The 18,211-nt window shown below is 70.2% G+C and carries 17 protein-coding genes and 1 pseudogene; 1 reads left to right on the forward strand and 17 read right to left on the reverse strand.

Annotated features, from left to right (window positions below):
* A pseudogene (locus tag ACWCPY_RS35330) lies at positions 1-289 on the forward strand (transposase family protein); the annotation flags it as partial.
* Between the two features lie 410 nt (positions 290-699).
* Here ACWCPY_RS35330 and ACWCPY_RS35335 read toward each other — a convergent pair.
* The 17 genes from ACWCPY_RS35335 to ACWCPY_RS35415 all read right to left on the reverse strand — a co-directional run bounded on the left by ACWCPY_RS35335 (position 700) and on the right by ACWCPY_RS35415 (position 18,178).
* Positions 700-4,125: a LysM peptidoglycan-binding domain-containing protein gene (locus ACWCPY_RS35335; protein ID WP_451272007.1), complete on the reverse strand. Its 3,426-nt coding sequence runs from the start codon at positions 4,123-4,125 to the stop codon at positions 700-702.
* Positions 4,125-4,562, reverse strand: a complete 438-nt coding sequence (locus ACWCPY_RS35340; RefSeq protein ID WP_451272009.1) for a pilus assembly protein TadG-related protein — start codon at positions 4,560-4,562, stop codon at positions 4,125-4,127. Before ACWCPY_RS35340 ends, ACWCPY_RS35335 begins: the two co-directional genes overlap by 1 nt.
* 14 nt (positions 4,563-4,576) lie before the next feature.
* Positions 4,577-5,029, reverse strand: a complete 453-nt coding sequence (locus tag ACWCPY_RS35345; RefSeq protein WP_451272011.1) for a TadE/TadG family type IV pilus assembly protein — start codon at positions 5,027-5,029, stop codon at positions 4,577-4,579.
* Between the two features lie 5 nt (positions 5,030-5,034).
* A complete protein-coding gene (locus ACWCPY_RS35350) occupies positions 5,035-5,451 on the reverse strand; it encodes a TadE/TadG family type IV pilus assembly protein (protein WP_451272013.1) in 417 nt (138 codons plus the stop codon).
* Positions 5,452-5,459: 8 nt separating this feature from the next.
* A complete protein-coding gene (locus tag ACWCPY_RS35355; RefSeq protein ID WP_451272015.1) occupies positions 5,460-5,678 on the reverse strand; it encodes a hypothetical protein in 219 nt (72 codons plus the stop codon).
* 40 nt (positions 5,679-5,718) lie between these two features.
* The gene (locus ACWCPY_RS35360) at positions 5,719-6,603 is read right to left on the reverse strand and encodes a type II secretion system F family protein (protein WP_451272017.1); all 885 of its coding nucleotides are present in this window, start codon (positions 6,601-6,603) and stop codon (positions 5,719-5,721) included.
* Positions 6,600-7,553 (reverse strand): type II secretion system F family protein, encoded by a 954-nt coding sequence (locus tag ACWCPY_RS35365; protein ID WP_451272019.1) that lies wholly within the window; start codon positions 7,551-7,553, stop codon positions 6,600-6,602. The genes ACWCPY_RS35360 and ACWCPY_RS35365 overlap by 4 nt, the downstream gene beginning before the upstream one ends.
* Positions 7,550-9,043 carry a CpaF family protein gene (locus ACWCPY_RS35370; RefSeq protein ID WP_451272021.1) on the reverse strand — a complete coding sequence of 498 codons (1,494 nt, stop codon included), beginning with the start codon at positions 9,041-9,043 and terminating at the stop codon, positions 7,550-7,552. The genes ACWCPY_RS35365 and ACWCPY_RS35370 overlap by 4 nt, the downstream gene beginning before the upstream one ends.
* Complete coding sequence (locus ACWCPY_RS35375) at positions 9,033-9,860, reverse strand: hypothetical protein (RefSeq protein ID WP_451272023.1); 828 nt, start codon at positions 9,858-9,860, stop codon at positions 9,033-9,035. The genes ACWCPY_RS35370 and ACWCPY_RS35375 overlap by 11 nt, the downstream gene beginning before the upstream one ends.
* A complete protein-coding gene (locus tag ACWCPY_RS35380) occupies positions 9,860-10,561 on the reverse strand; it encodes an SAF domain-containing protein (RefSeq protein ID WP_451272025.1) in 702 nt (233 codons plus the stop codon). Before ACWCPY_RS35380 ends, ACWCPY_RS35375 begins: the two co-directional genes overlap by 1 nt.
* 20 nt (positions 10,562-10,581) lie before the next feature.
* Positions 10,582-11,403, reverse strand: coding sequence for an ATP/GTP-binding protein (locus tag ACWCPY_RS35385; protein ID WP_451272027.1), 822 nt, complete (start codon positions 11,401-11,403; stop codon positions 10,582-10,584).
* A 17-nt stretch (positions 11,404-11,420) separates the two neighbouring features.
* Positions 11,421-11,852, reverse strand: coding sequence for a hypothetical protein (locus ACWCPY_RS35390; RefSeq protein WP_451272029.1), 432 nt, complete (start codon positions 11,850-11,852; stop codon positions 11,421-11,423).
* Positions 11,853-12,487: 635 nt separating this feature from the next.
* On the reverse strand, positions 12,488-12,655 hold the full coding sequence (locus tag ACWCPY_RS35395) for a hypothetical protein (protein ID WP_451272031.1): 168 nt from the start codon (positions 12,653-12,655) through the stop codon (positions 12,488-12,490).
* 252 nt (positions 12,656-12,907) lie between these two features.
* Positions 12,908-13,825: a replication-relaxation family protein gene (locus ACWCPY_RS35400; protein ID WP_451272033.1), complete on the reverse strand. Its 918-nt coding sequence runs from the start codon at positions 13,823-13,825 to the stop codon at positions 12,908-12,910.
* Positions 13,822-16,446, reverse strand: a complete 2,625-nt coding sequence (locus ACWCPY_RS35405) for an ATP/GTP-binding protein (protein ID WP_451272035.1) — start codon at positions 16,444-16,446, stop codon at positions 13,822-13,824. Before ACWCPY_RS35405 ends, ACWCPY_RS35400 begins: the two co-directional genes overlap by 4 nt.
* Positions 16,422-16,853 (reverse strand): hypothetical protein, encoded by a 432-nt coding sequence (locus tag ACWCPY_RS35410; RefSeq protein ID WP_451272037.1) that lies wholly within the window; start codon positions 16,851-16,853, stop codon positions 16,422-16,424. The genes ACWCPY_RS35405 and ACWCPY_RS35410 overlap by 25 nt, the downstream gene beginning before the upstream one ends.
* Before the next feature lie 209 nt (positions 16,854-17,062).
* On the reverse strand, positions 17,063-18,178 hold the full coding sequence (locus ACWCPY_RS35415; protein ID WP_451272039.1) for a C40 family peptidase: 1,116 nt from the start codon (positions 18,176-18,178) through the stop codon (positions 17,063-17,065).
* Positions 18,179-18,211: the final 33 nt, after the last annotated feature.

The following is an 18,211-nucleotide window of genomic DNA, read 5'->3' on the forward strand; positions in this document are numbered from 1 at the left end:
CGACGTGGAGGTCCTCCTGGACGACGGCTGCCTCGGGCTCCGCCGCGACCATCCCGGCCAGGCGGTGACCCCACCCAGGAAGGGAAACAGGATCAGCCCGCCCGAGGTCCTCGAAGCCCGCCTACGAGCCCGACACCGGCACTCCTCGAAGCGCATCACCGTCGAACACGCCCTCGCCGATCACAAACGCTGGAAGCAACTGGTCCGCTGGACCCACCGCCGGGAGACCCTGCCCGTCACCTACCGGGCCATCGCCGGCCTCGTCTCCGACCGCAACACCACCAGCTGACACAAACTCCCAGCTCAGGCCCCCACGTCTCCAATGCAATCACGCACCAGCTCGTAAAAGCAACGGCATTGTCAGCAACCACAACAAGGGGGGGAAGCCATGCCGGACCCGAAGGCCGGAGGCCCCATTGCGGAGCAACGAATTAGGTAACGGGGGGCCAGGCGGGTGATGTGGTGGGTGCCGTAGCCGCGTTCGAGGGGAACCGGCTGATTTCTGAGCAAGATCAGCAGGCAGTCCGTAGATAGCTCGGCCGGATCACGCACGAGAGACCGTGCCAAACAGTCCGCGTGCTCAAGAACTTGGTGGGCACCGACTTTTGCACGAACTCGCCGGTGTGACGGCTGCAGTCGAACTGCTTCAGCCTGCGACACGGCGGAGTAGCCCCGTGGCTCGCTGCTGGTTACACGGTCCTACTGGCACCCCGCTTTGGGGAGTTTCGAGCCGGAGTTGTTGAGGAGCTCATTGATCAGTTGCTCGGTCTCCAGTTCCAGGTCGCAGTCCAGTGCCCGGTTGACCTGCTGGACACGGGAAACCGCCATATGCACCCCCGACCGGTTCCCGGCCGCTGATTCGATCCGCATCCAGTCGCGGTACAGCAGTTCGGCGGTCTCGTCGACTTCGAGGCCGGTCACTATGGCCTGCCGGGCGGCGCCGAGGTCGTGGTGGGGGCCTGTGGCGGTGCGGTAGGTCGCCACGGTGTGCGCGACGTCGATGATCCGCGTGATCATCTCCTGCTGGTAGGGCTCGGCCCATGGCATCGGCCGGGTGCCGAAGGGGCGGCCGCGGACGAGTGACAGGGCCTTTTCCAGGTCGGGCAGGCCGGCCGCCGCCTGGGGGAGGGCGCGTTCGGCGAGATGGAGGAACCGGGTCCAGTCGCAGCGAACTGCGGGGGCGAGGAGGTAGGGGTCGTCGCCGCGGCGTCGGCGGGGTACGTAGGCGTTGCCGGCGGCGTCGTTGCCCAGGGCGTGGCGCAGTCCCTGGAGCCGGGCGTTGAGGGTGGCTGCGGACCAGGGGGTGAGCGGGTCCATGTCGGCGCACAGCACGTCGGCGGTCCGGCCGGGGCGGAAGAACATGAGCGCGGCGAGCTGGGCGGTGCGCGGGCCGTGGCCGGTGGTGCCGACCCGGTCCACTTCCACCGGGCCCAGTACCCGGATCTCGGGTGCGGTCAGGTCATGTGTGTCCGATTCCCGGTCGCTGGCCGTCGTGTGCACGGCTTCCTGGGGCGCGGGGTGCGGTGCCTGCGCGGCTTCGGGGGCTGCCGGATCGGTCTCCGGTGTCTTGGCGGGGGGCGGGTTCTGCGGCTCGTTGCCTGTCTGGCCACGGTCTGGGGCGGGGGACAGGAGGCGTAGCGCGGACGGACCGGCGGAGGCGGCCAGTAGCGCCGGGAACACCTCGCCGCCGCCGTCGTTGGTGGTGGAGGGGACTGGTGCGGGTGCGGCGTCTTCCTCGCCGGCTTCTGGAAGTGCGGGGTCTGCGGGCGGCTGCTCGCAGGTTTCGTCCGGGACTTCCTGCCAGGGGCCTTCGGCTTCCTCGGCGGGCTGGCCGGACAGCGTGAGTGCTGCGGTGATCTGCTGGTAGGCGGCGTGTTCCAGGCGCTGCACCGTGATCTCGGTCCCGAGGTGGTCGAAGTGCTGGGGTGTGCTGAGGGAGGCGTTGAGGATTTCGGCTTCGGGGAAGTGGGCCGCTGCGGTGCTCGCCGGCGCGATCAGGGTGACGGGGAGTCGGCCTGCTTTGTCGATGGCTTCGGCGAACTGCCAGGCTGTGTCCGCGTCCATGACGGTCGCGCACAGCAGCAGGTAGGGCTGGTGCGCGGTCTTGGGCATCTGGTGTGCTTCCAGCAGCCGTTCGGCCAGATCCCGCAGAGCGTGCGCGGGCTGTCGCATATGCGCGATCCGGGAGGTCGGCAGGAGCTGCGGGAGGTCTTCTCCGAAGCCGATGGTGACTACTTCGATGTCGGGGGCCCACGGGCTCATCCCGAGTTCCAGGGCCAGCGACGTGCAGACCTCGATGATGTGGACCGGGTTGCCGTCCAGCAGCACGGCGGGCAGCTGGGCCAGGTTGGCGAGGACGAGGTCGCCGGACTCGGTGCTGCCCACGGTGACCAGACCGGGGTACGGCGCCGGTACGTCGCGTGCCTCGTCCTCGTCCAGGAGCTCGGCCTTGTCGGGAAGTCGCCACCATCCGGCCTGCCCTGCGGTGAACGGTGCCTGCGGTTCCCGGGCGAGGTCCTCCGGCAGAATCTCCAGCGAGCGGGCACCGATCCGGGCGGCCCGCAGCAGGGGCGTCTCCTCGCCGTTCTGGCCGGCGGCGTGGGCCAGGGTGCGCAGGGAACGGTCCAGGCGGGTGGCGCCGCCGGGCTCGGCGGCTGCCGCGAGTTGCGCCTCCGAGGGAGAGGTCTCGGAAGCGATGACGATCTTCTCGCCGGGCTTGCGGCGGCGGCGCTGCAGTACGCGCCGTACCGCGAGTGCTCCGGTGATCGCGGCGGCCAGGAGTGCGCCGGCTCCTGCTGCGGTGTGCAGCTGGAGCGGGCGGTCGGCCGTGGTGGGGGAGGCGGCAGGGGATGCGGCGGGTTTGGAGGGTGTGGCCGACCCGGAGGGGCTGGGGCGGGTTGCCGCAGGGGGTACGGCGCTGGTCTCGCTGTGGCTGGCCTGCGGGGAGGGGCCCGTGGTCGCGTTGCCTGGGCGGGCGGGGGTGGTGCTGGACGGGGAGGCCTCGGGCGCGGGGTGGTCGGTGGTCTTGTCCGGCTTCGGGGCCGGGGCGTCGTCCTTGTCCGGCTCGCCCTGCGGGTCCTCGGTGGCCGGGGGTGTGTGGGACCGGCTGTCCGGGTTCTCGTCGGCTTGGTTGTCCGGGGTCCGGTCGTGCCGGCCGGACGGGGCGGCGGGCACGGCGACTTGCTGTCCGGCGTAGATCATGTCCGGGTCGGTGAGCTGGGGAAGGCCGTCGGGCTGGGGCTTGCCCTGGCTGGCGGCAAAGAGCTTGGGCCACTGGTTGCCGTCACCGAGCTCCTTCTCGGCGATCTTCGTCAGGTTGTCGCCCGTGACGACGGTGACCACCCTCTCGCCGCCCCCGGCCCGTGCCGGTTCCCGCTCACCGAGCTGCGTGCTCGTTCCTTCTGACCGGGTTCCCTCCGGGGCAGCGGTTTTGAACTGCTGCGGCATCCGCAGCGTCCAGCCGGGCTGCAGAAAACTGTTCGACCTGAAGACCTGCCCGTCGGGCATGGTCTGGCCGTCGTTCAGCGCGGCGATCTCCCGCCACTGCTCACCGTCACCCAGGTCCTTCTCGGCGATGCTCCACAGACTCTCACCCGCCCGTACCTCCCGCAGCGCGTCCGCCGTTGCCTTTGCGGAGTCCGTTCCTGCGCGGGATGTCAGTGACTGATCCAGTCCGGCGCCGTGCTGCTGGGCCTGCCCGGGGACGTGGACGGCGCTGGCTGTGGGGGCAGCCGTGGCCGGGGAAGCCAGAGCTGAACTGGTGGGCAGCAGCACCAGGATGCCGCCGATCAGGGCGGCCGCGGCGCGCTGCGAGGAGCCCAGGCCGCGGGGCGCGTGCCATGTCCGGTCGTGCAGCTGCGCGATCAGCTCCCGCACGGCGCAGAACGTGAACTGGGCCCACCCGATCCAGCCCCCCGCGACGAGCAGCAGCAACAGTGCCGTTCCGGTGTCCTGCCGGTCCAGCAGGTGCGCCAGATCGTCGTGGCCGGCTGCCCAGATGACCGGTGTGACCCAGGCCAGCAGCAGTGGCAGGCCGCCGACCGCGCCCGCCAGGACCAGCAGACTGCCCAGCGCTTTGAGTACCCGGGCTGCGAGGGAGCCGTCGGGGGAGTGGGTGGTGCGCATCAGTTTCCTTCGGGAGCGGTGACGCCGTTCAGGAGGGTTGCCTTGCCGTGGCCGGTGACCGAGAGACTGCCGATCCCGGCCACGGACAGGAACCTGGTGTCGTACGAGCCGTTGACGGTGACGGTGAGGGTCTTGCCGTTTCCGGAGACGCTGACCGATCCGCTGGCGCCAGCGGAGTGCAGGTAGGCCTGCGCGGCCGCGGCCGCGGCCTGGGGGTCGACGACGATGGCCTGGCCGGTGACGGCCTGGGCCGGGTCGATGGCCTGTCCGCCGGCGCGGGCGGCTTCCCCGGCGAGGTAGTCGGCGCGCTCGACGGTGCGCATCTTGCCGCCGCCGTCGACGGCGATGCCGATGATGCCGATCAGGGCGATTGCGCAGATGGCGACGAATACGGCGATGCCACCGCGGTCGTCCATCTGGTCACGGCGCCGGCGCATCCAGCAGTTGATCATCAGTCACCCCGCTGTCTGTACTGGTCGACCACGGACGTGGCGGTCGATGTGAGGGTCCGGGCACCCGGAACGCCGGGCAGCAGCAGGTCGGACAGATTGACCGTGCAGGTCACGGTCGCGGTGACCGTCCCGATCTGCCCCACTGGCACGCTGAGGCCGCCTGTGCTGATGCGGACGCCCGTGGAGGCGCACTTGATGCCCTGGTCGTCCAGTGACTCGGCTGCCGCCGCTTGCGCGGCGCTCTGGGCGAAGGCTGCGGTGCGGTGGATGGACGCCTCCCGTGCCGCGTCCTCGGCTGCGGAGTCGATCTTCGCTCCGGAGGTGACGATGCGGCCGCCCGCGAGAGCCAGACACAGGAACATGATCAGCGGCGGGAGAACGATGGCAGCCTCGACCGCGGCGCTTCCGTCGTCGCGCCGGACGCTGCGGGACCACCAGGCCCTGATTCGCACGGGGTTCACTCTCCTGGAACGGTGAATCTCTCCACGGGGCCGGACGCCACCTGTGTTATCCGCAGCCCGGAGACGCCCGGGATCATCGACTGGGCGGTGCCGGACACCTGAACACGCACCCGCTGGCCGTCGCCGCTCGCGGAAACGCTGTAGTCGAGCAGGCTGTCGCCCGCCGTGCGTAGCAGCACGTCCTTGGCCTGGGCCGAGCCGTCGGCCGGACTCGCCTGGTTCGAGCGGGCGGCGGTGGCGCCTTCCCGGGCTGCGGTCAGCGCGATCTGCCGGGCGTAGTACCACATGGAGCCCTGAATCACTGCGAATGCCACGATCACCGCGAGCGGGAAGATGATGGCCGTCTGAATGGCGGTGTCTCCCCGGTCGTCGCTCCACCGCCGGGCTTCCCACCAGCCCCTTGGCCCCGCCACGGGCGGCATCACAGTCCGGACAGCTGGGCGTTGTACTTGGCGACGACCAGGGCGATGCTCCCGGCGATCAGCACGGCGCCGGTGACGGCGGCGACCCAGATGATGACGGTGGTCGTGCTGATGTCGCCGCGGTCCGGCCGGCGCGACACCTCATCCGTGCCCGCTCTCATCCGTGCTGTAAGACGGATCACCGCACGGCGGCTCAGGGACAGGGCGGTGTGTCTCATGACGCTTACCTCTCAGATAAGTTGAATGAGTGCAGGTGAATCAGATGGTTAGCATGCGGATCACCGCAGGGAACGCCATCAGCAGCATGACCAGGACGGCGAGCAGGGCTCCGGGCGCGGTCATCTTCTCGCTGGCGGCGTTGGCCTCAGCGGCCTGATCGGCCAGCAACTCGGCGTTGAGCGCAGCCGTCCGGGCGCGCAGCGCCTTGTAGACGGCGGCGCCGTCGGTTGCCGAGCCGCGCATGATGTCGGCGACGTCGTCCAGCACCGGCAGGTCGTACTCGGCAGCGAGTTCGGTCAGGGCCTGGTACGGCGGGATCTTCTCCAGCCGGGCCCGGCGCAGCGCCCCTTGCAAGTACAGGAACGGCCAGCCGCGCCCGACTTCGGCGGCCTTCTCCAGTGCCTCGGCCGGTCCGGCGTCCGCGGCCCGCTTGAGCGCGACCAGGTCCAGGTAGGCGGACAGGGCGTGCGCGAACTCCTCACGGGCTCGCTTCGCCTGGTCCCGCACCGAGAGATCGGGTGTCACGAACAGCAGCAGCGCCACCACGAGCCCGACCGCGGCCGGTACGTAGAACGGCAGGGAGACGCCGGCGAGGATCCACGGGATCGTGGCGATCACGGGGCAGAGCAGACCGAGTGCGGCGAACGCGGTCTTCTTGAGCATGAACTGTCCCGGACCCTGCCCGACCAGGGCCAGGTTCTTGGCCGGGATCCGGACGCCGGGCACACGCTCAAGCCGGGCCAGCAGCCACCGTCCCCACCGCTCCTCACGGTCCAGCTCCGGCTCCGGCATGCTCAGTGCGGCTGGGGCACTGCGCGCGAGAGCCGGGGCCAGGGCGGGTTGCGGGCGCATCAGCTCCCGTACCAGCAGGGAGACGCCGGCACCGACGGCACCACCGGTCACGACCACGGGAAACAGGTTCATGAGCTGACTCCTTCCGGCTCACGGCCGGCGACCGACAAGCCTGGATTGGCAGTCGCACGCTCGGGGAGGCGGACCGTGCTGGACGGGTCGGTGACCAGGAAACGCGGGATGCGGCGGAACTCGCCGAGCTGCCGCATCAGCGCGAGAACCCCGACGAATCCGGCTGTCAGGAGGGCGAGCACCAGCTGCCCGAGCAGTGTGGAGTACGGCCTCGTGTAGGACGGTACGAAGAACCCGGCGATCACGATCCCGAGAATCATGAAGGTCATCCACCGCACCGTCGTGCGCGGTTTGGCGCGGTCGGACTCGACGACACGTTTGCGGGCGACCTCGTCACGCACCGTGCCGGCGAGGTCCTCCAGCGCCTGAGCCAGGCCCGGGCCACGGTCATTGACCGACAGAACGAGCGCGGCGAGCACCTTGTCCGCAGTGACGTCGTCCAGCTCGTCACCGAAAGCCCGCAAGGCTTCCTCCGGCCGCCAGCCCAGCCGCAGCCGGTCGGACAGGGTTACGATCTGCACCGCGAGTTCCTCCGGCGCCCCCTGACGGCTGGTGATCACCGCCTGTTCCAGGCCCATGCCCAGCCGGAGCAGACCGGCCAGCCGCTGGGTCCACTCGCTCAGGGCCTCCAGCTGCCCGATGCGGTCCTTCGCCATCTGCGCCGGGGTGATCAGCCACGGCACACCGACCACGGCCACACCGATCAGCGCGCCCGCGACGAAGTTTCCCGAGACCAGCCACACGGCCACGAAGAGCACAGCTCCCACGACGGCCATGGCCTGCCTGCGTAGCCGTACCTCCTCTGACTGGACCCCGCCCGCACGCGATGCCTTCCACCGCTGCCACAGGGGAGCCCGGCGCGGTGCCGTTGTCTCGAGCAGCCCGGCGACGACCCCGATCAGACCACCGGTGACCGCCATGCCGGACAGCAACGCCCACAACAGGATCACCGGCCGGCCCCCACCTTCAGCTCCAGCGGTGCGGGCCACGCCCCGCAGAAGTGCTGCAGCAGCGCGGAGTCGAACTCCACACGGCGCAGGTCGTCGATACAGCCCGGATCCATCCGGGGCACCGCGCGCAGCTCCCCGTACTCGGAACCGGGGGAGAAGATCTCGTTGGTGGCCGGCCGTCCCGATTCCCCGATCCCGGTGAGCTCCAGGACGTGGGAGACGTAGCGGTGACGGCGGCCGCCGATCTGCGTCTCGTCCGTCATGTCGACGTACACGATGAAGTCGAGACCGTTGGCGGTCTGCCGGTAGGCGAGCTGCTCGGACAGGTTTCCCTGGGCCAGCGCGTACAGTTCGGCGATCCGGTCGAAGATGATGTCGGGGCGCCGTGCATGGATGGTGCAGAGATTTCCGCCGGACCCGTTCGTCAGGGCCTGCATCATCGCGACGACTTCGGGGCCGCGTACCTCGCCGACCACGATCCGCTCCAGCGACATCCGCAGCGCGGGGTGCATCAGGTCCAGGAGCGTGACTTCACCAGCACCGCGGCCGGTGGCGTCCTTCTCGCCGTTGGACTCGCGGCCGACCAGGGAGACGACCTGGCGGTGATACCCGTTGTCGTGGGCGAAGAGCTCGTCCTCGGTCTGGATGGTGGCGAACCGGCACTCCGGGTCGAACTCCCGCAGCATGGCCCGCAGCAGCGTCGTCTTCCCCGCCTTCTGCTTCCCCGCGATCATGACGTTCTTCTCGGCGCGGACGCACGCACCCAGGAACTCCCGCAGGACCGGATCGATCGTGCCCAGTTGGACGAGGTCGTCGAGCCCGGCATGGGAGACCCGGTGCCGGCGGATGACCGCGTACGTCATCGGCCCCAGCCCGGTGATCGCCTGAAGACGCGAGCCGTCCTGCATCGACAGGGCGAGGGTGGGATTCGCCGTCGAGATCGTGCGTTCGTTCTGCCCGGAACTGCGCGCCAGCTCGCGCAGCAGCTCCAGGAGCTCCTCCTCCGAGTCCGCGACCGGGCCGACCATGCGCCGCGCGCCGTCGCCGTAGTCGAGCCACACCTCGTTGGGGCCCTGGATGATGATGTCCTCGACCCGGTCGTCATCCAGATACGGCTGGAGCCGGCCCGCCCGGTAGAGCAGGTCGTAGACGGCGCGCCGCAGGGCCTCGTCCTCCTGCGGGCTCATCGCCGTGGCGTCCGACCACACTGCGACCGCTTCGGTGATCCAATCCAGGCAACGCTGTTCCTCACTGGCCCGGTCCATGTCCGGCGCGCTCTTGAGGAGCTCCTCGCGCTGTTTGGCGACCTGGGCCGCGATGTGCCGGGCCCTTTGGTAGTCGACGGTGATCCGGGGCGCCGCCGGTCCTAGAGCCTGGGCGCTGGAAGCGGCCCCGGCACGGTCGCCGCCCATGTGCTGGGGCCGGACCTGGAGGGGGCGGCCGGGCGGCGGAGCCACCCTGGGGTCGGCGTGCAGCGGCCTACCGCGCATGGGAAACCTCCGTCTCTCCCGACGGCCTGCCGCGCGGATCGAGCCGGGCCCGGCGCAGCGCTGCCCGCTGGGCCAGCACCGTGCTCGTATTGCGTGCCGCCTTCATCAGGGGCGACTTCGTGAAGTGGCGAGGATGGTCGGCCCCGTCGGACAGCACCCGTGCGTCCTTCGGCGTGTACGGCAGCGTTGCCACGACCGGCGCCCGCAGTACCCGCTGTACCTCACCCGCGGGGTAGGGCCCTTCGTCGATCACGATCAGTCCGACATCCCCGATCCGTTCCTCCAGCTCGCTCACCCGGCCCTGTGCGGCCTGCAGGCAGCGCAGGGTGTTGCGCACCACCACGAGCACGGTGTCCGCCTGCTCGGCCAGCACGCCGGAGGGGCCGACAGCGCCGCGCCGGCCGAGGTCGACCAGGACGTCGTGGCCGTGGTCCGCGTCGATGCCGCGGAACATCAGCGCCAGTGCCTTCCACACCGGGCTCAGGCTCGGGGCCTGACCTGGATCGGTTATCCCGGGCAGCAGCAGCCGTTCGCGCGGCGACTCCTTCTTGCCGTCCTCACTGCTCAGGTCGATCAGCTGCCGCCAGAACGCCTCGCCGATCTCGCCCTGGCGGGCCGCGACCGACAGGTTCCGCAGTCCGTACAGATCCCCGAGGGTGCCCTGCAGCAGGCCGTGCAGCACGGCACTGCCGTCGGGGTCGCACTCGGCAAGGATCATCCGCCGCCCCGGCTCCAGCGGCCACGACAGCAGCAGCGCCAGGGCGCTGGTGGTCACACCGGGTGCCCCGCTGCACCCGGCCAGCGCGATGACGGCCATCAGCGGCCGTCCGGGGCATCGAGCACCAGGCGCAGCGTCCCGGCCGCCACCCACGCAGCGGCGGTGGCGCCGTCGTCCTTGGACGTGGCGACATCGACGACCACACCCCCTGTTCCAGGGGCGGACTTCGACGCCTTCACCACCCGCCCCGCGATGGTCCGCGGCGCCGTACCAGGAGCCTTGCCCGTGTCCACGGCGCCCTGCGCCGGCACTTGCACCAGCTGGACCTTCTGCCCGGGCACCAGCGCGGTGGCGGGCACCTGCTCAGCCTTGAGCCCGATCGGGACGAGCTGCTCGCCGGCCCTGACGAGGAAGTCCTTTGTCACCTGCGACGGCGCCAGCAGCGACCCGGGCCTGAGCTCCACGGCCGCCCGCTTGCCGATCAGCGAGTTCAGGTCGTCGGCGCGCACCGCCTTCACCGTCGGGTCCAGGGCGACCGACGCCTTGCCCAGGTCCTGCGCGGTGAGTCCCTGCCCGACCTGGACGTCCCTCACCACCGTCACCACCTGCGTACGGTGGCCGGCCTGGAGCAGCAGTACCGCAACGCCGGCACCACCGACGGCGATCAGGGCCAGTGACAGAGCGATCATTCCCGGACGCCGCCGCCGGGCGGACACCCGAGGCGGCGCCACCGGACCGGCCACCGAACTCTGCTGGGGCACGCCGCTGTGCACGGCCATGCGTTCTTGCATCTTGCTCAACTTCGTTCCTTTCAGCGGCGCTAACGGACGACCTGCAGTTCGCCGATGGCCACCTGTTCCTGGGACTGCCTGACCTCGGTGAACTGGCCCGTCTCCCCGCCGCCGTTCACCTGCCAGTCCACCAACCAGGTGGCCGTCGCGGTCACGGTGAACTTTTCCCCGTCCTGGGAAGCCGACGTACGGGTGTAGGTGTGCCCGCAGGTCGGGGACTCCTGCCGGCCGTACCTCGCCGCGTATACGGTGCCCGGACCGGCGCAAGTCACCTGGGCTCCGTCGCCCATGTGCCATACGATCTGGAGGACTTCGGCCCTGGCGGTCACGGTGACACCGCCCGCTGTAGCGCTCGTGGTGTTCGGCCCGAACGTGCTGGGGCCCTTTTCCACCCACATCCACGTGGGCACACCGACGACGTACTTGCCGGCCGGGCGCGGGCTCGCGATCTTGGGTCCGGACAGCTTCATCCGGCTGACCGCCTGTTGCGCCACGACCTCGGGGTCGATGGCTGGTGCGCCACCGTCCGCTGCGAAGGTGGTGTAGACCGGCGTCGCGTTCGGCCCGTTCCTGCAGGTGCGCTGGTAGACCGCGGCCCCGTCCTTGGCGGACTTGCCTTCCCAGAAGTAGCTGCCCTCGGGGGGCTGTGTCTCCAGCTTCTTCACCGTGCAGACCGGCTTGCCGGGCTTGCCCCTGCCGTTGCCCGCTGGCCGGGGGCGCGACCCGGAGGCGGACGAGCCGTCGTCGGCCTTGCAGACCACCCACCTGCTCGCGCCGTTGCAGCTGCCGCCCGTGGGCGGCTCGGCGAAGGCATCCGGGGCGAGGACCGACAACAGGACGGCGGCGGCCACCGACAGCGGAGCGTGTCTCAGCAGGGCTTCTGCTGAGGAACGACGTCGACGATCTTCCACTGCTTCCCCCATTTCTCTGCCTCGACTTTCGTCTCGTAGCGCAGAAGCCGCTCAGACGGCATCGGCACCGGCTTGCCGGAAGTGCGGTACTGGAACTTCCAGCCGGTGCTGTCCATGCAGTCGGTCAACTTCGCGTGGGGCACCTTCTTGTCTGTCTCGACCGAGTCGACGGTGGTGTCGTGGGCCGGCGCACCGGTCGTCACGATGCCCTTGGACCGGAGGTCCTTCAGGTCGTCCTCGGTGCTCGACAGGGCGACCGCCGCGGCGTACTGGCTGAACGAGGTTCCCTTGGTGTCGCCCTTCGCGTACGCCTTGGTCTGCTCTTCCCAGAAGCGGTCATAGACGGTGAGGACCGCGTCCTTGTCGGCCTTCTGGGGGTTTGTGCTCACGGACGGGGTCGCCTGGGCCGGCTTGCTGCTGGGCGGGGGCGTGCTCGGCGGTTTTGCCGCGGAGTCGTCGCTGCTGCCGCAGGCATTGAGTGTCAGGACTGCGCACGCGGTCAGCAACGCACCCGCGTACGTGCGGATGGGAACGGATGCGGTCCTGGTCGGGTGCCGTGGTAGGTGTTTCACGTTGTCTCCCCGTATGACGCGGCGCGAGAGTGCGCTGTCCGGATTTCGCGTGTGCCAAATCCGGTTCCGTGACCGGTTTTAGCTGCGGTGATGCTCGTGCGTAGCCGCCAGGTTACGCATATGCCTCAAGCGTGATATGCGAGTTCACACGCACAACTTGGGCATAATTCAGTCACTTTCGTAACCGGCTGCCGATTTGTATTTCTGTGCGTTCGCCTGCCCGGCCCGCCTGCCCGGCCCGCCTGCCCGGCCCGCCTGCCCGGCCCGCCTGCCCGGCCTGCCTGCCCGGCCTGCCTGCCCGGCCTGCCTGCCCGGCCCGCCTGCCCGGCCTGCCTGCCCGGCCTGCCTGCCCGGCGTGTCCGGCCGGGGCGGAAACGGTGCCGGGCCCTCGTTCCGACCGCAGGGGCGCGGAACCCCGCCGGAGCTGCCGGTGCCGTGAGGTCACCCGCGCTTCAGCCGTCCGTGTCGGCCGCGAGCGCGGCGGAATCCACTCGTTCGGGCCGTGGCGACGGCGGCCACACCGTGATCACGTCGCCGTCGAGGTTGACATGGCGGCCCTGGAACCGGCGGCGCACCACGTCCAGGTCGGCGAGATCGAAGTCTCCGCTCCCCTGGACCACGCAGGCTTCCCCGATGTGTGAGACCGCCTCCGCCCGTACGGGCCATCCGGCAGTCGCCGTAACTGCTTCGTGAGTGCGAACAGTATCTGTGACCATCGACATCTCGTTCTCCAAACTTCTCTGTGGTCCTTACACACTGACTAGTGATCACATGTGACGCGATGTAAATTGCACGTTCGTGACAGCAAAGATCAAGTTGTTCTTGGGAGACCGCCGGAGATTCCCGCCCCGGGTCCGCAGCAGCGCCCCGGATCACAGAGCGGTCCACGCCCGCGACACACCACCGCCCAGAGGCACCCACACATCACCACAGGGCCCCCGAACCTCAAGGTCCTCCAGAACCGCAGCGCCCAGCGGCACCTCACGAGCCAGCGCGCCCACAAGCGGATGCTGCGCGACCATCGCCTGCAGATCACTGATCCGGCTCTCCAGGACATACCGCGAGGCCCCGGTCAGCACGAACAGCACCCGCGGGAAAACGGGGTACCAGCGCAGCCAGACAGCACCGGGCACATTGGACTGCCGCCGCTGCCGGCCGACAGGCTGCGGATCGTACGACCACAGCCGCGCGTACTCGATCAGCTTCGACGCGAGCCGCTCACTGGCCATGGTCGCCCGGTCGACCTCGACGAACGCCCGCAGCTTCGTAGCCTGCCCCTCACCCCTGAGGGTGTAGTGCATGACCGCGTCCGCGATGACTCTCTCGCCATCACTGAGCGGATGGGACATCTCGGGTGTCCAGTCCAGATGCCCGTGCTCATCCCCGCGCCGCCGGGCGTCGGAGACGAACGCCACGTGGGTGCGGACCACCGTGAGGGTGTGCGGGGTCTTCAGTGACGCCGCCGTCGCCGAAGTGATCGGATACGGCGGGCGGCCGCGCAGCGCGGGGAAGTCCCTCACCAGCCGGGCCCCCTCACCCGTCAAGAACCAGGCGCGCGCCCGGTTCGACCGAGGCAGCACCGTGAAGTCGACCAGGTCCTCGTGGCGCAGCCTGTTCAGCGGCGCAGAGACCGTCTGCCGTGTCGCGTCCGGCCGCAGCAGCGCATGGAGCTGGCTGGTGGTCGCCATCCGGTGCTGGCCGAGTGCTGCCAGGAGCTGATGCGGCAGAGGCTCGACCGGGCTCGGAACGTGCCCGTACGACAGAGCCTCGAACTCGAAAGCGGTAGTCACTGGTATCCCTTCTTCGACAGCCGTACGGCCAAAGTGGTGGCAGGTGAGTGCTGGGCGAGGAAGTTGTTCACACGGTCGAACTGCTCGGCGGCCCGGGCCGTGAGCCGTTCCAGCGGCGCCGCACCGGACACGTCCCGGGCGGACCGCTCAAGGGCCTGTGCCCTGCCGGGGCGGGCGAAGTCGGCGAACACCTCGTCCAGGTGCGGGCCGGTGATCCGGACCGGACCGACCCGTCGCCCCCGCACCGTCAGCGACATGTAGTGCTCGAACCGGTCCAGGGAGGCGACGACGTCCGGGCCGGGCCGGTCACCCCACTCCGCGGTGATCGGGGCGACAGCGGCCTGCGAACCCGCGGTAGAGGCCAGGGTGGAGGCGTTCTGGACCAGCGACAGCCGCACAGAGGCGGGCAGACGCGCCAGCAGCTGGGTCATGCCGTGGACCTGAACCCGGTACTTGCGGAAGTCCTCGAACATCGCGGCGATCGTCTCCGGGGCCGCCCCGGTCAGCGTGATCAGCTCGTCGAAGTACGCGCGAAACGGCACCCGCTGCTCCTCCGCAGTGTCACGGCGCGAGCGCACGGCGCGCAACAGATCCCGGGCGAGCAGTGCGGTGATCAGCCGGTCGGTCGGACCGTTCCCGCCCGGACACACCCACACGATCATCCGGGAGTCCATCGCGGCGCGGATGTTGTAGACACCGGCACCCTGTCCGAGGAAGGCACGGGTGACGGGGTTCGCGGCCAGCCGGGCAATCGGGTTGAGGACGACCGCGAACGCATCGGCGGGCAGCGTCGGGAACACAGCCCGCCACCACGAGCGGGTCTCCTCATCGAGGTGCCTCTCCACCGCGGCCAGAGCGGCCGTGCGAAAGCCCGGGTCGGTGAGCAGGGCCCTCACATGGAAGATCGTGGCCTGGTCCTCGGGCCGACCAGCCCGGCAGGCCGCCTCATTGACGGCCACCAGCACCGCCAGGGACGCGGTGAAGATGGTCAGCGCGCGCGGAGCGCCGGCGTCGTCCCAGCCGAGCACCGCCGCGTACGCGTCCGTCACGGCCTCGACGACCTCGAACGCCGCCTGGCCCTGGTGCATACCGAGCGGATTCCACGAACTGACCTGGGGAGAAGGCCCGCCCGCGTTGAGATCGATCAGCGCGATCCGCTGCATGAGGTGGTCATGGGCCAGGAACGGTAGAGCGCGGGGCCAGGAGTCGCGGTGCGGATCGACGAACATCAGCCCGCCACCGGCATGCGCCCACCCGGCCGCCTGCGCCAGAGCACGCTCGGTCTTCCCCCCGCCGGCCTTGCCCACACCGACCTCGAACAGGGTTTCCTTCGCGTACGTGGCGACCAGCCGCCGACGCCCGTCCGGACCCCGGTAGATGCCCTGCAGCAGCAGGTCGGGATTCCCGAACTCGAAGCTCGGCAGGTCGCCGGTGAGCAGCGGCAGGCGGCAGTGCGCCGTGGGCGGCTTGAGCAGGCCGGTCAGCTCGTCCAGACGCACCCAGTTCGCGCGGGGCGGCTGACAGTGCCCCAGCTGCCAGCGCCGCTCGAAGCCCTGCCGACTGGGCCACCGGTCGGCCCCGAACCGCCACGGCCCCACACTCCACCCGCGCATCGCCCACCGCGACCTGCCGCCGAACACATCGAGCGCAGCCTGGATCTGGGCGAGCCGGGCATGCGCACGGCCCTGCGTGTTCGAAGCAGTTATCACGAGCAGCTGCACACGCACGAGGTGGTCGTCCTCGGCGAGCTTCCCCAGCGCCACCACCGGATCCACACGGCGGGGAACCGGCGGCATGACCAGACGGCGGCCGCCCCCACCCCTCTGGCCACTGACCAGCTGCTGCAGATTCACAGCGAGCGAGTCCTCGATCCCCATCGCGTCCTGACGCATCCAGCGGGCGGCCCGCTGGGCCTCGCGCCGCTCCAACCGTCGGGCATCGGCCATCAGCTGCAGCCGGCGAGCCCGCAACGCCCACTTCGGAGCCCTCTGGATGTCGAGCCGGATCTCGGCCAGGTCACCCAGCTCGGCACGGAGGTCGGAGACAGCATCCACGAGCGGCTGCAACGGGTCCGGGTCCAGCGGAACCTCGCGCAACGCAGAAGCGGGCCTGCCACGCAGGATGAACTCCGCCCGCACCACGTGCTCACGGGGCTTGTCGACGATCGGACGGGCCCGGCTCACGGCGACATGCGGACCGAACGGTGTGATCGACAGCAGACGTTCACCACCGGCCGGGCCCTCGATGCGATAGCGCAGCGGACTCGACCCATCCGCACGCAGCCGGATCTGTACGCACTTCGTACGGCGCGGCGCCCACCACGGCATGCTCGTCGAGGCCCGGGCCAGCTGCACACCCCGGCGGAAGATCTCCTCCAGACCCGGGTCGAAATGACGTGAGGGCTCCAGCTCCAGCGCCATCCGCTCGGCCGACGCCTTTCGCGCCAGACGGCGCACCACCATCTCGCCCACGCCCCCAAGGACGAGGGCGGCTGCCGCAAGCATGTACCAGTACGTGAGGACCCACCCGGCGGCATGGACGGCTTCGGTGAACAGGCCGGGCAACGATCCCGATGCCAGGTGGAAGGCATGGCGGGTCAGGTGCGGGGCTGAGGAGTCCACGTGGACACTCCTTTCTTCGAAACGGTGCGGATGAAGTACCAGTCGCTGATCCGGCCGTCGGCGAAGGTGCCGCCGCGGTCGGCGCCGGCCCACACCAGGTGGACCACCGCCCGGCCGCCCGCCCCGTCACGACGTGCGATCGCCGCCTGGACACGGAACCGGTCCGTGCCGAACGCCGGGGCCACGGCCTGGCCGGAGCCGGGAAAGACGCCGGGCCACTTCGCCCGGCCCATCCCGGTGGCGTCCGCGCGCAGAAGATCCCGCCCGGCCGGAAGCAACTGCCGCTCGGCACCGGCAGGAAGGTCACGAGGCCAGGAATGGTCCAGGACCTCCTGGACGGCGGCATCGCCCGCCGGGCCCTCGCCGCGCGGCGGCAGCTCCAAGGCCGCGGCCGGCCGCGCCGGCACACCAGCACGGCCGGCGTCCGGCCGCGCAGCTTCGGGGCTGTGAGAGGGGACAGCCGGCAGCACAGCGGGGGCCGTCACCTCCGGCCGTGGGGCCGGGGCCGTTGTGTCCACGGGCCCACCGTGCGGCAAGGCCAGAAGGACGACACCGGCGACGGACAGGACTGCGGTGACGGCCAGCAGAGTTCGCGGCGAGCGAGGCAAGTTGGTGTTCACAGCAGCCGGGCACCTCCCGCATATCCGGGCATCGCGTCGACCGCGTCCAGACGCACGCGCGTGCCCGGACGGGCGGCGTTGACCATCTGACCGCCACCGACATAGATCCCGACGTGGTAGATCGTGGAGTCGATGCCCGGTGCATAGGCGTAGAAGACGAGGTCACCGGGCTTCAGGAAGCCCTTGCCGAGCCTGGCGGGAATCCGCCGCCCCATGCCCGCCTGGGCGGCCGCCGTGCGGGGCAGCCGGATTCCGGCCTGGGCATACGCGTACAGGGCCAGGCCCGAGCAGTCGAAGCCCTTGATATTCACGCCGCTCTTCCCGCTGTCGGTGCAGCAGGTGCCGTAGGACGCACCGCTCGCGGTGCCCCCGCCCCACGAGTACGGCACACCCCTCTGGGCCAAGGCCGCCTCGATCACGGTGCGGACCCTCCCGGACACGCCCTCCAGCGCTGGCCCCTTGGCGGAGGCGGCCGTGTACTGGTCGATCCAGCCCACCACGTTGGCCACGTACTCACCGGAGTGGTTGTACTGGAGGACCGCGGCCTTGAGCTGGGCCCGATCCGACAGGTCCCGGCCGCGACCGCACAGGTACACGGCGGCGCCGAGCGCGGCGTCGTCCGCGTTGTGGGGATCAGCCTTCTTGTCCCCACTGGCGTCCTTGCCGACGCCTTCCCAGGTAGAGGGCAGAAACTGGAACGGACCGACGGCCCGCTCCCCGGCCGCGGTGCCGTCCCACCTGCCGCCGTCGGTGTCGGCGAAGGCACTGGTGTTGCCCCCGGCCCCGGAGCCGTTCAGGAGCACCCCGTAGATCCTGGGACGGATATCGCCGTTGCCAGCGATGTTCCTGCCGATGGCGTGGTTGGACTCGACCTTGGCGATCCCGGCAAGGACCGGCCAGCGCATGCCCCGACACCTGGGCACATACGAACTGACCTGCTGGGCGGCCTTCTTGTACGCCGCCAGCATCCGGGAAGGGATGTCCGCCGCGCCACCCGCGTCGATACCCCCGTCATCGCCCTGCCCCCCGGTGCTCAGCGCGACGAACACACTGATCGCGTTGGAGACGGGAGCCGCGCAGCACACGGCTGTGAACAGCAGCAGCACCGTCACGCACCCCCACCGCCCCAGGTGGCGCCGGGCCCG

The organism is Streptomyces sp. NPDC002403 (genome assembly GCF_053593015.1).

Coding starts and splice junctions, on each gene's coding strand:
- ACWCPY_RS35335 (WP_451272007.1), bottom strand. CDS start 4,125: ATGCGCACCACCCACTCCCCCGACGGCTCCCTCGCAGCCCGGGTACTC.
- ACWCPY_RS35340 (WP_451272009.1), bottom strand. CDS start 4,562: ATGCGCCGGCGCCGTGACCAGATGGACGACCGCGGTGGCATCGCCGTA.
- ACWCPY_RS35355 (WP_451272015.1), bottom strand. CDS start 5,678: ATGAGACACACCGCCCTGTCCCTGAGCCGCCGTGCGGTGATCCGTCTT.
- ACWCPY_RS35360 (WP_451272017.1), bottom strand. CDS start 6,603: ATGAACCTGTTTCCCGTGGTCGTGACCGGTGGTGCCGTCGGTGCCGGC.
- ACWCPY_RS35370 (WP_451272021.1), bottom strand. CDS start 9,043: ATGCGCGGTAGGCCGCTGCACGCCGACCCCAGGGTGGCTCCGCCGCCC.
- ACWCPY_RS35375 (WP_451272023.1), bottom strand. CDS start 9,860: ATGGCCGTCATCGCGCTGGCCGGGTGCAGCGGGGCACCCGGTGTGACC.